We start from the raw sequence: 14,330 nt of genomic DNA on the forward strand, positions 1-14,330 counted from the left end.
GGAGAACCGTCATGAGCCTGCGTTTCCTGCCTCTGCTACTGCTCGCCGCCTTCGGCCTGGCCATCGCCGGTGAGCTCGATTACCCACTCGACGCCCCCGCGCCGGACGGCCGCCGCCCCGGCGGCACCCTCAGTCAGACCCTGCCGGCACCGGTGCTGGGCAACGAGGCGAACAAGGACCTGCGCCGCGAGCGCAACTACCCGGAACAGCCACCGACCATCCCGCACAGCATTCGCGGCTACCAGGTGGACGCCAACGGCAACAAGTGCCTGACCTGCCACAGCCGCGCCGGTAGCGCCCGCAGCCAGGCGCCGATGATCAGCATCACCCACTACATGGATCGCGACGGTCAGGCTCTGGCGGCGGTTTCACCACGGCGCTACTTCTGTACCCAGTGCCACGTCACCCAGCAGGAGGTCAAACCTCTGGTCGGCAACGCCTTCCGCAATATCGACCAGTTGCTCGGCGACGAAGCAGCCGGCACGGCAAAACCCTGAGGAGGCCTTTCATGAAGTCGTTAATGGCCCTGCTCAAGGAGTACTGGGGCATCCTGCGCCGCCCAAGCGTGCATTACAGCCTGGGTTTTCTCACGCTTGGCGGCTTCATCGCCGGGATCATTTTCTGGGGCGGTTTCAACACCGCGCTGGAGGCCACCAATACCGAGCAGTTCTGCATCTCCTGCCATGAGATGCGTGACAACGTGTACGTCGAGCTGCAGGACACCATTCACTACAGCAACCGCTCCGGGGTGCGCGCCACCTGCCCGGACTGCCACGTACCGCACCAGTGGACGGACAAGATCGCGCGCAAGATGCAGGCGTCCAAGGAAGTCTGGGGCAAGATCTTCGGCACCATCAGCACCCGCGAGAAGTTTCTGGAAAAGCGTCGCGAACTGGCCGAACACGAATGGGCACGGCTCAAGGCCAACGATTCGCTGGAATGCCGCAACTGCCACAACTTCGACTACATGGACTTCACCAAACAGAGCCCACGCGCCCGCCAGATGCACTCCAGCGCCCTGGCCAGCGGCGCAGCCACCTGCATCGATTGCCACAAGGGCATCGCCCACCAGTTGCCGGACATGAGTGGGGTGCCGGGTTGGTAAGACAGGCACCGCTTGTTCGCGGTGCTCCGCTCTTGCGCTGGTCTATTCGCCGCGCAGGCGTTCGAGATGTGCGAGCAGCCCGGCGGATGTCTGCTCACCGACCAGGCGCTCACGCAGTTTGCCCTCGGCATCGACAATGTAGGTGACCGGCAAGACATCGGTGCGTGGCAGTTCGAAGCGTGCCGCCGGATCCTGCGCCAGCACGGTGAAGCGGATGTCGAAACTGTCAGCCGCACGCTTGAGGTCATCGCCCTGCAAGGCGTCGAAGTTGACGCCAATCACCCGCGCCGACTGGTTTTTCAGCGTTTCTTCCAACGCGTTGAGTTCAGGAATCTCGGTGCGGCACGGCGCGCACCATTCGGCCCAATAATTGATGATCAGCCACTGGCCATCGAGGCTGTCAGCCGTTACCTTTCGTCCATGCTGGTCAGGGCCGAAATCTTCGGCGCAAGCCGTTAGCAGCAAACCGGTGCAGATAACCAAGACAGCCTTGCCGAATTTCCGGAGCCCTAAGCCCATGTACTCGATCCTCGTCCACCCGGGGTTGATATGACGCTGGATGCCCTGCGCCTGGAAGTACCGGACATCCGCGAGGACAACAGTTTATCGCCGGCGGAAATCGCCCAGCAACTCGCGGCGGCCCGCCTGCTGGAGCAGGAACATGGCCTGCAACAAGTGCTGGGCCTTTTGTTTTCGCTCAATCGCAGCGCTCTGACCTTACTGGAAAGGCAGCGTGCGCTGCAAAACTTCAGTGACGAGTACCGCCATTACACCAGCCTTGCCAATCGCCAGCATCCGCCAAGCCCTCTATTCGTGCGGTTGTGCGGCGAATTGGCGATCGGTTTCAAACGCCTGCTACTGCAAATTTTGCAGGGTCGCCAGCCGTCGATGCCGCACCTTGCCTGGTGCCTGTACATGGCCCAGCATTTCCTTGCCCAGCAGTTGCTGCGCCACTACCACCTTTATCAGGAACCCCCGCCAGCACTGTGGCGCGACAGCCATTTGCTGTACTGGATCGGCGAACACCAGCAGTGCCTGGACGAGCCCGTGGCTGCTGCGTTCGAGCCGAAACCGGCCAGCACCCTGCGCGGCCTCTACCAGCAGATGCTGCTCTTGGCCCTGAGCAACCCCTTCCATCTCGATGAAGGCGAATGCCTGACTCTGTTCAGCGCGCTGGCACCTCTGGCGGCGCTGGCCAGGCTGCAAGCCCGGGACGAGGAAGACGATGCCGAAGGCCCGGTAGTCGACCTCAGCGAATCACAGGCTTGCCTCAGTTTCGAACAGCGTATCGAAGGCGAAGCCGCCAACCTGCGCCGCTTCGAACTGGGCGCGCTGCTGATCGCCCTGCATGAGCCGGCACCACTGCAAAGCATGCAGGAACGCCAATTACTCGAACGGGTACGCCAGCACTGGCTGGGCCGCCAGCAACGTCGCCATGAACGTGCCGAACTGGAAGGCCAATGCAGCCTGGTGGTGGGTCTGCCGGCCATTCATGCGCAGCTGCTGGATAAACTGCCGCAGCGTACCGAGGCGCAGATTCTCGACGCCAGCCCGGGCGGCGCGCGCCTGCTGTGCAACGCCAACGAGGGTGGACAACTGCAGGTCGGGCAACTGGTTCTGCTGCTGACCAATGCCACACCGACCCTGGCACTGGTGCGTTGGCGTCATCTCAATAGCGAAGGCCTGCACCTCGGGCTGCGCTATCTGAAAGGCCTGCCGCGGCCGGTCTGGCTGCGGCGTGCACCCAATGCGCAGACTCACCCTGGCGTACTGCAAAGCACCCCGGCACCGGGCAACGGTTGGCACCACGGCCTGTGGTTGCCCAACGGCCAGTTCAGCTCCGGCGAGCATCTTTGGCTGCAATTGGCCAGCGTGCATAACCAAGCGATTTTGCCGCTGCCCGACAGTAACCTGCAGACCTCATCGGTTACCCGCCACCCGCTACGCCTGGCCTGATATACAAAACTGCGACTCCAGTCACGCGGCCTGTCCGCCGAGTACACAGTTTCGCCAACAGGTGGCTGCTTATAATTCCAGGCACTCAAGTCTCACCCTGCCTGGAATTTCACCATGTCCCAAGCGCAAGACAAGCTGATTGGCTCCGTGCCCTCGCGCATCGTCGACGTCGCTCACCTGCTGGTCACTCCCTACGAGGGGCGCGTGGCCGAATACAACGTCGCCACCTGGCTGCAATTGCCGGGGCTGGCCAACCTGCCGGTATCGCTGCTGGTGAGTTATCGCGACGGGGACAAGCGCCGCGAGGTGAATGTCGACCATGGCAAGGTCAATGCCCATGGCAAGATCCTGCTCTCCGGGATCGCTCGCATGCCAGTGCGGATGAAGATCGAAGACATGCAGGTACGCCTGCGCTCAGCTGTGCCGGCGCAGAGTCTGGTGGTCGAGGAATTCTTCGTTCAAGCCGTCGAATTGGCCAACAGCGAGACCCGCCAGGCCATGGCCTGAACCAGAACGGCAACATCGAACCCCGCGCAGTGACGCGGGGTTTTGCTTTCAGCCAGAGGAAACTCCGGGGCTGGGCGCAGCCCGCGGGATTGAACCGTCAGCGTCTGGCTGCAGGTTTTCGGCAACCACGTGTTCGAGCAGCGACTCCGGCCAACGCGCGAACTCCAGCCCAGTGATTCGGTTGAGCCGCGCCAGCGCTTCCTGCGGATCGCGTCGATGAAGGTGGATTACCCTGTTTTTTACCGTCATTACTGCCTGCGTCCTCAGCGATCCCTGCCCCTGCTGGCAGTTCGATAGCAACTGCTCCTGCAGTAGCTAGAAGCGTGCCAGCCCTTGTACAACGCATTCCTTGGCGCCTACCCCTTGCGTCCAGGCCACGGCAGGACTAGGCAACGCCTGAAACTGACGCTTTTTGTCACCCATTTTCGGCGCCTTCTCTCATTCACCGTCGCCCACAATGTCGCGCAAGTTTGCTCAGCCCTTGCCCGGTAACCAATCCGCCAGACTGACTCCGAACTGCTCCTCGCGCTCCGCCTGCAGGCGCTCCAGTCCCTCGCGCAATGCCGGATACCAGGGTTCGTCGAGCTGAGCGGGCAGTTGCGCCAGAGTCGGCAACGGCCAGGGACTGCACTCGAGCAACTGATGCAGGGAAAAATTGTGCAGATCACGGCACAGCACCCAGCCGCCGCCACTGGCCTTGCAAGCCAGGTGCTCACGCTCGAGAAAGTCCATCACCTGGTTCCACTCGTCTTCCGGCAAACGCCAGCCAGCGCGCTGCATATCGCCGTAATGCAGGGCTTCGCCCTTCTGCTGGCGCTTGAGCAACAGGCGCAACACCACCAGCAGAACCAGTCCCTTGGGGATGGGTTCGCGACGCCAGTGCCGTGGTTGCGAGAGGCCGTACACCAGCTCGGCACCCAGCAGCACAATCAACCAGGACAGATAGATCCACACCAGAAACAGCGGCACCGTGGCGAAGGCGCCGTAGATCAGGTGATAACCGGGAAACAGGCGCACGTAGAGGCCGAACAGCGCCTTGGCCACTTCGAACAGCACCGCGCTGAACAAGCCGCCCAGCACCGCATGGCGCAAGGGCACCCGAGTATTGGGGACCGCCGCATACAGCAAGGTGAAGGCCGCAATGCTCGATAGCAACGGCGTGAAGGCAAGCAGCGTCTTGGCACCGACTACTGCGTCCGGACCGGAAATCAGCGACAGCGAGGCGATATAGGTACTGACCGCAAAGCCCGCACCCAGCAGCAGCGGTCCGAGGCTGAGAATCGCCCAGTACAGCAGGAAGCTGGACATGCCGCGGCGCGGCTGGCGCACCCGCCAGATCACGTTGAAGGTCTTTTCGATGGTTACCAGCATGAGGAAGGCGGTGACGGCCAGCAGCCCCACGCCAAACCAGGTCAACTGCCGCGCCTGGGTGGTGAACTCACGCAGGTATTCCTGCACCGTCTCGCCAGTGGAAGGTACGAAGTTGTTGAAGATGAACCCCTGGATTTCCTCGCCCACGCCCTTGAACGCCGGAATCGCCGACAGCATGGCGAAGGTCACGGTCATCATCGGCACCACGGCGAACAAGGTGGTGTAGGTCAACGCCGCTGCGTTGCCTGCGCCGCGGTTATCCACGAAACGCTGATACAGGCTGAGCCAGAACCCCATCCAGTCCTTCAAACGACGCAGCATGACCTCTCCTTAGCCCTCAAACCTAAACAGACAGACAATGCGCCGCGTAAAAAGGTCGCAGCAAAGCCGCCCCAGCGGTTTGCGTGCATCCGCGCATCAGGCGGTTAGAATAGCCGCCACTTCAAGCCGGATGCGAGCCACCATGACCGACCTGACCCTCTACCACAACCCGCGCTGCTCAAAATCCCGCGCCGCTCTGGAGCTGCTGCAAGCCCGCGGCCTGCAACCGCACGTCGTGCGCTATCTGGAAACGCCACCCAGCGCCAGGGAGCTCAAGAGCCTGCTCGGCAAGCTGGGTATCTCCGCACGCGACCTGCTGCGTAGCGGCGAGGACGAATACAAGACGCTGGGCCTGAGCGATGCCAGCTTGAGTGAGGCGCAGCTGATCGAGGCCATGGCTAAGCATCCCAAGCTGATCGAGCGCCCGATCCTCATCGCTGGCGACAAGGCCGTGATCGGCCGACCACCGGAAAAAGTGCTGGAGCTGCTGGCATGAGCGCGCCCTACATCCTCGTGCTCTACTACAGCCGCCATGGCGCCACCGCGCAGATGGCCAAACAGATTGCCCGTGGCGTCGAGCTGGCTGGTTTGGAAGCACGCCTGCGCACAGTGCCGGCGGTATCCAGCGAATGCGAGGCCGTTGCGCCGAGCGTGCCGGAGGACGGCGCCATGTACGCCACCCTGGACGACCTGAAGAACTGTTCGGGTCTGGCCTTGGGCAGCCCGACCCGTTTCGGCAACATGGCCGCACCACTCAAGTACTTCATCGATGGCACCAGCAACCTGTGGCTGACCGGCGAACTGGTCGGCAAGCCGGCAGGCGTGTTCACCTCCACCGCCAGCCTGCATGGCGGCCAGGAGACCACCCTGCTGTCGATGATGCTGCCTCTGTTGCACCACGGCATGCTGGTCTGCGGCCTGCCCTATAGCGAATCGGCCCTGCTCGAAACCCGCGGCGGTGGTACGCCCTACGGCCCCAGCCACCATGCGGGCGGCGACGGTAAACGCGCGCTGGACGAACATGAAATCGCCCTGTGCCGTGCACTGGGTCGACGCCTGGCGCAAACCGCCAGCAAACTGGAGCGCTGAACGTGGCCCGAGCAAAGAAGCCCCTGCCCAGCCTTGAATGGCTGGAGCCACGGGTCAAACTCAGTCGAGCACTGAGCCTGTTCAGTTTCATCGCCCTGCTGACCCTGCTGCTGGTGTGGAACCTGGCCTTCGCCGATCTGCATGGCGCGCGGGTCGGCGTGGTGCTGGCCATTCAACTGTTGCCACTGGCGCTGCTCGCCCCCGGGATGTTGATGGGCAACGCCCGTGCCCACGCCTGGACCTGCTTCGTCGTCAACATCTACTTCATCCAGGGCGTACTGGCCGCCATCGACCCGGCGCGCGCACTGTTCGGCGCGTTGGAGGCGGTAATCAGCTTCGGCCTGTTCTGCTGCGCCCTGCTCTACACCCGCTGGCGTTTTCAGTACGACCGTAAACTCGCAGGTGAATAAATGTCCTGATGTGGGAGCGAGCTCTGCTCGCGAAGCGCTTGTGCAGCTAAAAATTCGCGAGCAGAGCTCGCTCCAACACATGAACTCCCGAAGCAGCTACCAGCCCAAGGTTTCCTTGAGAAAGGGAATGGTCAGCTTGCGCTGGGCTTGTAGCGAGGCCTGATCCAGGCGTTCCAGCAGCTCGAACAACGCGCTCATACTGCGTTCGCCACGGGTGAGGATGAAGCGGCCGACCTCATCGCTCATCTGCAGGCCACGACGCGAGGCGCGCAGCTGCAGGGCGCGCAGCTTGTCTTCATCGGACAGCTCGTGCAACTGGAAGACCAGCGAAAGGGTCAGTCGCGACTTCAGATCAGGCAGTTGAATCGGCAACTCGCGTGGCGACATGGTGCCTGCCAGCAACAAGCGCCTGCCGCTGTCACGCAGTCGGTTGAACAGGTGGAACAGCCCTTCTTCCCAGTCGCTGCGTCCGGCCACGGCATCGAGATCATCGAGGCAGACCAGCTCGCACAGTTCAAGGTTGTCGAGCAACTCCGGGCCGTGCTGCACCACTTCGCTGAGCGGCAGATACACCACCGCTTCGCCACGCTGCTCAAAACGCAGGCAGGCCGCCTGCAGCAGGTGGCTGCGCCCGACGCCTTCGGCGCCCCACAGGTAGATCAGGCTTTCCGTCCAGCCGGCGTCGGCCTCGCACAAGCGCTCGACATAGCCCAGGGCCGCGGCATTGGCGCCGGGGTAGTAATTGGCGAAGGTGGCGTCATCACGCAGACGCACCCCCAAGGGAAGCTGGATGGGTTTCATGTGGGGGGCTCGTGGGAACCGCTGCTCTCTCCGTAAAGGCCGGAAAGTTTATACCCTTCGTCTAGGGGTGTCACTGCGGGTCTATTTGGTTTCAATTCAAGAGGTTAGGTGCGGTGGCTGGGTCAATTTGGGATCGATTAGGGCTAGTGTTTTCGACACTTTTTCGACACTAGTAGCCGCATGCCTTGCGGTATTCGTTTGTCGCTCGTTCGGTTGGGTTGCTCTCGTATTGGTCCCGCCAGAATCGGCATTGTGGCGAGAGCTGTCGGGCTTCCTGCTTTTGCTGTGCCTGCTCTTGCATTACTCGTCTTAGGGCCTCGGTTTTTTCGGCCTCATAGACTTTTCTTCTCTGTTCGTTTTGGGCTGCGCTTTCTCTTGCGTATTGCTGGCTTCGCCTGGTTGACTCCTGCACTGCAGAGTTAAGCGATTGTGAGAACTGTTTTAGCGCGGCTAATGCGCGTTGTTCTTGGATGTAGTCGTAATAGACTTTTCCGCCCCATATGCCTGCAACCAGAATTAACGCGGCGATAATGATCGCTGTTCCAGTATCGATGGGCTGTTTTCGGCTGGCGGATACTCTTGCCTGCCGTTCCTGCATCTCTTCGTCCATGTCGAACTTAAGGTTTTTAAACTGTTCATCCATCGTTCGCCTCCTTTCGGGCAATCCAGCGCCTGGCTACTTCTTGAGTGATCGCTATCCCGCGTTTGGTTTGGGCAAGTTTGAATTGGCTTCGTCATAGTCGGGGCTTGTTTGCCCGCACTCGGGCACTACCTGCCCGCTTACGATCCATAGTGCAAATTGTGGATATAGCTTCACTACCGCTTCTATTTCGTCTTCCTTAATTTCCCTGCTTTTAGCAGGGTTTTTAAGGTTGCTCCAGGTATACCGGCTTATTCCGGTTAGCTTTTCTAGCTCTGGAAGCCTTATGCCGCTGTGCTTCAAGACAGCTATAACCCGTTCTTTTATCATTCCAAATCGATCTATATTTACTCTATTCAAAATGACTAGAGTTAGGCACAATTCAATCAGGCTCTAGTCAATTTGGATAGAGCCAAAATGTTTTAGCGGCTAAATGGGTGTGCATCTCGGATGCGTGGCCAGGATCAAGCCGCCAATGACCCTAAATAGTGCCGGAATGACCCAGACAATGGAAACGGAAAACCTAGATCAAACCCAAGCGGCGCCCCTGGCTGACGTTGAACTGCCTGAGGTCTGGGCCGCACGCAACGGCGTAACCCCTGATATGGCTCGTAACTGGGTCAAAAAGGCTGTTCTGCCGTCTGTCAAGGTCGGCAAGCGTCGCATGGTCAATTGCGTGCTGTGGCGTCAGCACCTGGCTGAATTGGAGTGGGTATCGTGAACGATCAACTGAAAGCCTTCCTGTCTGTCCTGCTTACTTCCCTCGTCCATCTGCGTAAATTCGGCTTTGGGGACGGTCACTCTTATTCCTATGTGCTTGGCATGTTGAGGGCTGCTGAGGTCAGCGGCGTTCTGACGTATGAGCAAGCAAGTTCGTTGCGTCACATTCTCGGTAACGCTGCAAACCATGCGCGATATCCGTTCCCGTGTGAGGAAAATGCAGGCCCTTGCATGCCTATTGATGTTTGGTGGTCTCGTCACAAAGCCGCTCTTGAAGTCAAAGCCCGCCTAGCAAAGCTTTCAGCGCGGGACTCGGCCAATGAAAAGCCTGAGCCAGTACCTGCGCCAACCCCACGCCGAAGCCTGCGACTGCTCTGTGTGCTGGTTAAATCGAAATTGGACCCCGCCCAAGGCACCTACTTACCCATACATACAATGCACCGATTGCCGCCCCGCGCAATGGTCAAAGGTCAATGGTCGGAACCACGTTTCGCAGGCTTATACCTGCGAGAAACACAAGCCACCACGCCGACCGCCAGCGTTCTGGAGCGTTGCCTTCCAAAGCACCACCTCCGCACCAACGGACGACTTTCCGTTCTAGGGGGCACAGTATGAACCAGTCGCCCGAACTGACCGACGCCTACGTCCTCTGCCAGGACTGCGGCCACGCCGAGCCATACAGCGATGCTAAGCACCTGGGCAGCGAGACCTGCCCCAAGTGCGGCGGCGACTTCTGCGGCTGCAATGACTGCTCTGGTATCGCTGGCCTCAGCGATCCGGCCAACGCCGCCGATGCTGAACAGGTCAAGGGCCGCGCCCCCGGCTTGTCCGAACACGCTTCATCGTTCGGTCAAACGGAGGCGCGGGCGTAGCGAACCCTTGAACGGCCACCTGACAAAGCAAGCCTTGGCTGGGGAGTTGGGGCAGCTTTTCCGCCCCAGCTCCCGAGCCCTCGGCGGCGAGAGCGGGATTACAAGGGCAGAGCCCTTGGTGTTGCGAAAGGGATCGTTACCCGAAGGGCCAAGACAAACACGCTTCACCGTTTGGCTTGGTGAGCGAAGCGAGTAGAGCCCGGCCCGAAGGGATCGCCCAATAGTTAATTAACACGCACTAGAAGCGGCAAAAGAAACACAAGTAACGCAGGCACCGGAACCGAAGTAAGGCCAATGGAAAAGTTGGCCAATTGGAACTGGTCAACCTGAAAAACCTGAAAGCGCACAACTAGCGCAACTATGCGAGGTAACAAAGATGGCACGCACTACGATGGAACTGGCATTCATCAGCGCTGAGCGCGTTAAGTTCGACAACGTTGATCTTGTGAAGTTGTATCTGGGCGATGAGCCGGACGGCGAAAAAGACGTGGGTATTTCTCTGCTCTCGATGCAAGTCTCCGAAGATGTCCGCGACGAAGTTTGGAACGCCTGCAAAGGCATCGACGTGCTGGAAACCGCCCGCGTAACCGTGGAAATTGAACGCGGCTCCAAGAACGCGGGCAAGTTCATCGTCCTGCACGTCGAGTCGGCCAAGCCCGCCCAGGCCGCCAAGCCCACTGCCCCACAAGCCACCCAACAACAGCCCAAGCCGACCGGTGCTCAACCGGACGCGGCCAAGGCCTGACGGGAGGGCGCCGCCATGCTGATCGTTGATCGCGTGCTGTGTGACTGCTGCGGGCAGCCCATGGGCCAGCTCTACAACCAGTCCGCCCCCCAGCCCGACCTGCTGCCCGATCTGCGCGCGGCGCCACACGAAACCATCTGCCCCGACTGCCTGGACATGGCTGAGGTCGTCCGCGACCCCAGCCTGGCTGAGTAACCGAGGGCCTATGAATTTCATTGCCTGCGATGGGGAATGGTCGGCTGGAGCTACTGGGGAGCCTCGGTGCACTGGCCAACTGGTTTCCATCACGGGTGCTGAAATCCGGGCGGAACTCTCTCCCGGATTAACCGATGAGGAGGCGATCACCATGCTGGATGCCGCCGTAGGCGTATTCGCCACGGTGTTCATCTTCCTCGTTCTCAAGAAGCTAGTGAGGTAAGTCCTATGAAACTCCGCAATACCCTGCGTCACTACGGCCGCCAAGTCGGCGCCGTTGCTGTCATCAGCGCCTTTGGCATCGGCCAGGCCTACGCCTCTGCTGCAGACGTGGTTACCAAGATGGAAGGCGGTGAAGGCGATATCAGCATCATCGGCTATGCCGGTCTCGGCCTGCTCGTCGCTGCGGCGCTGTTCAAGTACATGCGCCGCGCCGTTTAACCCACCAACAGAGGTCAACCCCGCTTCGGCGGGGTTTCTGCTTATGGCGATTGATCCTAACACTTACTACTTGGTGGTTATGACCCTTGCCTTCGCGGCGCTGCTGTTTGGGAGGGTGTGAGATGCGCAACGTTCGGTTTTATATCGCACAGCTTATGCTGATTCTTTCGGCGGCGTTTTATTCTGGGGTTTCGCTGGCTGAAGATTATTATTGGCAAATTGGTTCTGATATTCAAACCAGGGGCGAGACCGCTGACTCTAGCTGTTCTAAACTTGCCAGCAAAAATGGCAGGACATACCAGCTTCTTTATTCTGGTGGCTCTACTGCGGCTTGCTATCTCTATAGCGGTCCTGTTTTTATTTCTCAGCATTCTGTTGTACGGCAGGGGTCTGGTTGCACTCCGCCCTCCGTTTATAATCCTGTAACGGGCGGATGCGAGGCACCTCAGCCCGACCAATGCGAATCAACCATTGGCGACGTGGTTTACCATGAGTTTCGCTTTGCTACCCTCGGCGATGATGGCAACCCTTCTGTTGACCCGCCCGTAACTGTCTGCAAAAGCGGCTGCCAGTACTCTCACACCTTTGGTGGCTTCAGTTCCAAGCGCGACTTCGGCCCACCTGATCAGCTCGTTGGCTCCTTTGAGTACAAGGGCAACGGCATCAGCTGCACTCCGTCGGCCAACGACCCATCGGTATTCGATCAGCCTCCGGCGAAAGATCCAGTAACCGAGGCGCCTAAGTACGACACCAATAATGAGTGCTCTGGCTGGGAAACTCAGCCGGACGGGAGTCTTAAGCGCAACTGCACGGCCACCAAGAAGTTTGAAGACAAGGGCGAAGTCGAGTGCAAAGAAGGCTCTATTCAGCAGTTCAAAACCAACTGCACACCTTCAAAGACCAAGCCGCCTCAGAAGTCGGAAACCAAGGTCGATCAGGAAACGACCAAGAAAGAAAACGCGGACGGTTCTAGCGAAACGACCACGAAAACCGACACCACTAAGACAAACTGCAAGGGCATGAACCCATGCAACTCCACCAGCAATTCTGAAACTGATTCAGAAACAACTGACGCCAACGGTAATACCACTAAAAAGGGAGATTGCGTCGGTGACGGTTGTAACCCTGACAAGCCTGACGGCGATGGCATTGGCGATGATGAAGGCGAACAGGGTGAAGAACGAACCGCCACGGTGGGCACCTGTGACGGCGGCTTTACCTGCACGGGTGACCCCATCGACTGCGCCATCCTCAAGCAACAGAAAGAACAGCAGTGCTACGCCGAAGAAATGGGCGACTTCGACGGCAAGAAGTCCGATATCGAAGGTCTCTTCCAAGGCGAGAACTTCACACTCCCTGAAGCTGAAGTCTCGGCTCCTAGCATCATCGGAGAGGCTACTCGCTTCTTGCCTGCTGGATGCCCTGCACCTGAGCACGCCCAGCTCTCTGGCGGCTCCCTTTCGTTTAGCTATCAGCCCCTCTGCACCATAGCCGTTGATCTTTCCTGGATCATCGTTGCCGTGGCCAGCATTTGGGCGGCGGCCTATGTCGGTCGTGCCTTTGGAGGTGAATAACCATGCACTTTTTCTATCTGGCTCACCTGTTCCTGATCATCGTCCTGCCCATCGTCAAACAAGTGCTGCGGGCCATTGGTATCGGCGTAGTCGCCTACGTCGGCATCAATTTGGTCATCAACGAAGCCAAGGACTACGCCATGGCCAACCTGGGCAACCTTAGCCAGTCCCTGCAAATGATCCTGGGCCTGGCCAAGTTCGATGTGGCGGTAAATATCTACTTCGCAGCGATTACCACACGCCTTGTTCTGGTGGGTATTGATCGGATGGCTGATCGCCGCACCAAGCTCTCCACCAACACCACCTTTACGGCCTGATCATGCTCTATATCCGCACCGGCCTGATGGGCCATGGCAAGACGCTGAACACCATCAAGGAGGTCGATCAGGCTGCCAAGAAGCATGGCCGGGTCGTCTACTACCACAACGTCACCGACCTCGATGCGAGCAAGCTTCAGGCTGATTGGTTTCCCTTCGATGATCCGCTCAAGTGGTATGAGTTACCTGACAACGCCCTGATTGTGGTGGATGAGGCGCAAGGCTGGTTTGGCGTGCGCGATCCTCGTAAGGAAGTACCAGAACATATTTCGCGCTTCGAGATCATGCGCAAGCAGGGCCATGAGGTTCACTTGATCACCCAGGACCCTCGATTCATCGACGTGCATGCCCGCCGTCTCTGCAACAAACACATTCACTATTGGCGAATCTTCGGTAGTAGCAAAGTCTCGCGCTATGAGATAGAACGCGTTTACAACGATGTTGAAAAGATCAACACCTGTAAAGATGCCAGCCGCACCATCATCAGCCTGGATAAGCGCTACTTCGGTGTCTACACCAGCGCCAAGGCTGAGCACCATTTCAGCTTCAAGCCGTCGCGTAAATTCGTACTCGCCACCCTTGGCTTGGGCATATGCATCTATGCTTCGTTGCGCGGCTACAGCTTCATCTACGGCGCCAAGGAAACTGAAACACCCGTCACCGATGCGGCGCCCACTCAAAGCGCGCCCAAGGCCGAAAGCGGCAACCTCGCCACCGACTTGGCCAAGTCGCTGATACCTGGCATCACGAAAGAAACCTCCGCGCCTATGTCTCGTGGGCAGTACCTGGCCGAGCGTATCCCTCGCGTCGAAAACGTCCCTTCATCTGCCCCGCTTTACGATGATCTAACCAAGCCTCAGTCGTTTCCGCGGCTCTACTGCATGTCCAGTACTGACCCGGATAACTACGCCCGCAATTTCACCCGTATGGCTAGTGCCACTGTCAACGGAAAGCAGACCGTTTGCCAGTGTTACACCCAGCAGGGAACCCGCGTAGAAACTGATTTCAGCTTCTGCATGCGAGTGGTCGAAGTCGGCTACTTCGATCCCACACGGCCTGATCGCTCACAGCAAGCGTTCGGCCAGCTCCAGCAGCCGCAATCCATACCGGGCTTTTCACAGCCTCACATGCAGCCCCCGGCCGATTCCCAGGCGACACCTCCTATCAACGTCGTCAGCTACGAAAAAGGCCGCTTCCTGTGGTGATCAAGTGTCAGCGCGCCCTGGCTTTTGCGCCAGCGGGAGCCTGCGAGCGCGGCGCAAAGCC

General features: G+C 59.3%; 22 protein-coding genes. 17 read left to right on the forward strand and 5 right to left on the reverse strand.

Annotated features, from left to right (window positions below; all coding sequences use genetic code 11):
* Nucleotides 1-11 precede the first annotated feature (11 nt).
* Together N5J71_RS05410 and N5J71_RS05415 are read left to right on the forward strand one after the other, a co-directional pair.
* Nucleotides 12-497 carry a nitrate reductase cytochrome c-type subunit gene (locus N5J71_RS05410; RefSeq protein ID WP_279916467.1) on the forward strand — a complete coding sequence of 162 codons (486 nt, stop codon included), beginning with the start codon at nt 12-14 and terminating at the stop codon, nt 495-497.
* A gap of 11 nt (nt 498-508) precedes the next feature.
* Nucleotides 509-1,105 (forward strand): cytochrome c3 family protein, encoded by a 597-nt coding sequence (locus N5J71_RS05415; protein ID WP_003461527.1) that lies wholly within the window; start codon nt 509-511, stop codon nt 1,103-1,105.
* A 42-nt stretch (nt 1,106-1,147) separates the two neighbouring features.
* Here the strand turns inward: N5J71_RS05415 and N5J71_RS05420 are convergent, their stop codons facing one another.
* Nucleotides 1,148-1,624, reverse strand: a complete 477-nt coding sequence (locus N5J71_RS05420; RefSeq protein WP_074860676.1) for a TlpA disulfide reductase family protein — start codon at nt 1,622-1,624, stop codon at nt 1,148-1,150.
* A 30-nt stretch (nt 1,625-1,654) separates the two neighbouring features.
* Here N5J71_RS05420 and N5J71_RS05425 point away from each other — a divergent pair, with 30 nt between their 5' ends.
* Nucleotides 1,655-3,061: a cyclic-di-GMP receptor FimW-related protein gene (locus N5J71_RS05425; RefSeq protein WP_206419417.1), complete on the forward strand. Its 1,407-nt coding sequence runs from the start codon at nt 1,655-1,657 to the stop codon at nt 3,059-3,061.
* A 114-nt stretch (nt 3,062-3,175) separates the two neighbouring features.
* Nucleotides 3,176-3,568 carry a hypothetical protein gene (locus N5J71_RS05430; RefSeq protein ID WP_003461530.1) on the forward strand — a complete coding sequence of 131 codons (393 nt, stop codon included), beginning with the start codon at nt 3,176-3,178 and terminating at the stop codon, nt 3,566-3,568.
* A gap of 48 nt (nt 3,569-3,616) precedes the next feature.
* Here N5J71_RS05430 and N5J71_RS05435 read toward each other — a convergent pair whose 3' ends face one another.
* Together N5J71_RS05435 and N5J71_RS05440 are read right to left on the reverse strand one after the other, a co-directional pair.
* A complete protein-coding gene (locus N5J71_RS05435; RefSeq protein ID WP_074860691.1) occupies nt 3,617-3,817 on the reverse strand; it encodes a hypothetical protein in 201 nt (66 codons plus the stop codon).
* 225 nt (nt 3,818-4,042) lie between these two features.
* Nucleotides 4,043-5,260 carry a YihY family inner membrane protein gene (locus N5J71_RS05440; RefSeq protein ID WP_279916468.1) on the reverse strand — a complete coding sequence of 406 codons (1,218 nt, stop codon included), beginning with the start codon at nt 5,258-5,260 and terminating at the stop codon, nt 4,043-4,045.
* A 142-nt stretch (nt 5,261-5,402) separates the two neighbouring features.
* Here N5J71_RS05440 and arsC point away from each other — a divergent pair, with 142 nt between their 5' ends.
* Genes arsC through N5J71_RS05455 form a run of 3 tightly spaced genes read left to right on the forward strand, consistent with a single transcriptional unit; the run spans nt 5,403 to nt 6,759 of the window.
* Nucleotides 5,403-5,756, forward strand: a complete 354-nt coding sequence (gene arsC / locus N5J71_RS05445; RefSeq protein WP_039964772.1) for an arsenate reductase (glutaredoxin) — start codon at nt 5,403-5,405, stop codon at nt 5,754-5,756.
* Nucleotides 5,753-6,349: an NAD(P)H:quinone oxidoreductase gene (gene wrbA / locus N5J71_RS05450; protein ID WP_003461536.1), complete on the forward strand. Its 597-nt coding sequence runs from the start codon at nt 5,753-5,755 to the stop codon at nt 6,347-6,349. Before arsC ends, wrbA begins: the two co-directional genes overlap by 4 nt.
* A gap of 2 nt (nt 6,350-6,351) precedes the next feature.
* Nucleotides 6,352-6,759 carry a DUF2069 domain-containing protein gene (locus N5J71_RS05455; protein WP_003461538.1) on the forward strand — a complete coding sequence of 136 codons (408 nt, stop codon included), beginning with the start codon at nt 6,352-6,354 and terminating at the stop codon, nt 6,757-6,759.
* A gap of 96 nt (nt 6,760-6,855) precedes the next feature.
* On the opposite strand, the gene hda is transcribed toward N5J71_RS05455, so the two are convergent.
* Nucleotides 6,856-7,560, reverse strand: a complete 705-nt coding sequence (hda, locus tag N5J71_RS05460; protein ID WP_003461540.1) for a DnaA regulatory inactivator Hda — start codon at nt 7,558-7,560, stop codon at nt 6,856-6,858.
* Nucleotides 7,561-7,729: 169 nt separating this feature from the next.
* Nucleotides 7,730-8,203, reverse strand: a complete 474-nt coding sequence (locus N5J71_RS05465) for a hypothetical protein (RefSeq protein ID WP_279916470.1) — start codon at nt 8,201-8,203, stop codon at nt 7,730-7,732.
* A gap of 472 nt (nt 8,204-8,675) precedes the next feature.
* Between N5J71_RS05465 and N5J71_RS05470 the strand changes: the two genes are divergently transcribed.
* The 10 genes from N5J71_RS05470 (at nt 8,676) to N5J71_RS05515 (ending at nt 14,269) form a co-directional block, all read left to right on the forward strand.
* Nucleotides 8,676-8,921, forward strand: a complete 246-nt coding sequence (locus tag N5J71_RS05470; RefSeq protein ID WP_424960558.1) for a DNA-binding protein — start codon at nt 8,676-8,678, stop codon at nt 8,919-8,921.
* A gap of 318 nt (nt 8,922-9,239) precedes the next feature.
* Nucleotides 9,240-9,521, forward strand: a complete 282-nt coding sequence (gene pflM / locus N5J71_RS22485; RefSeq protein ID WP_424960559.1) for a lysogeny maintenance protein PflM — start codon at nt 9,240-9,242, stop codon at nt 9,519-9,521.
* Nucleotides 9,522-9,531: 10 nt separating this feature from the next.
* Nucleotides 9,532-9,792 carry a hypothetical protein gene (locus tag N5J71_RS05480; RefSeq protein ID WP_279916472.1) on the forward strand — a complete coding sequence of 87 codons (261 nt, stop codon included), beginning with the start codon at nt 9,532-9,534 and terminating at the stop codon, nt 9,790-9,792.
* Nucleotides 9,793-10,168: 376 nt separating this feature from the next.
* Nucleotides 10,169-10,537, forward strand: coding sequence for a hypothetical protein (locus N5J71_RS05485; RefSeq protein WP_279916473.1), 369 nt, complete (start codon nt 10,169-10,171; stop codon nt 10,535-10,537).
* 15 nt (nt 10,538-10,552) lie between these two features.
* The gene (locus tag N5J71_RS05490) at nt 10,553-10,732 is read left to right on the forward strand and encodes a hypothetical protein (protein ID WP_279916474.1); all 180 of its coding nucleotides are present in this window, start codon (nt 10,553-10,555) and stop codon (nt 10,730-10,732) included.
* Nucleotides 10,733-10,742: 10 nt separating this feature from the next.
* The gene (locus tag N5J71_RS05495; protein ID WP_279916475.1) at nt 10,743-10,955 is read left to right on the forward strand and encodes a hypothetical protein; all 213 of its coding nucleotides are present in this window, start codon (nt 10,743-10,745) and stop codon (nt 10,953-10,955) included.
* A gap of 5 nt (nt 10,956-10,960) precedes the next feature.
* Nucleotides 10,961-11,173: a major capsid protein gene (locus tag N5J71_RS05500; RefSeq protein WP_279916476.1), complete on the forward strand. Its 213-nt coding sequence runs from the start codon at nt 10,961-10,963 to the stop codon at nt 11,171-11,173.
* A 122-nt stretch (nt 11,174-11,295) separates the two neighbouring features.
* Entirely contained in the window at nt 11,296-12,747 is a 1,452-nt protein-coding gene (locus tag N5J71_RS05505; RefSeq protein ID WP_279916477.1) for a virulence factor TspB C-terminal domain-related protein, read from the forward strand.
* 2 nt (nt 12,748-12,749) lie between these two features.
* Entirely contained in the window at nt 12,750-13,064 is a 315-nt protein-coding gene (locus N5J71_RS05510; RefSeq protein WP_196446822.1) for a DUF2523 domain-containing protein, read from the forward strand.
* Nucleotides 13,065-13,066: 2 nt separating this feature from the next.
* Complete coding sequence (locus N5J71_RS05515) at nt 13,067-14,269, forward strand: zonular occludens toxin domain-containing protein (protein WP_279916478.1); 1,203 nt, start codon at nt 13,067-13,069, stop codon at nt 14,267-14,269.
* Nucleotides 14,270-14,330: the final 61 nt, after the last annotated feature.

This window comes from Ectopseudomonas oleovorans, assembly GCF_029845265.1.
Taxonomy (GTDB): domain Bacteria; phylum Pseudomonadota; class Gammaproteobacteria; order Pseudomonadales; family Pseudomonadaceae; genus Aquipseudomonas; species Aquipseudomonas oleovorans.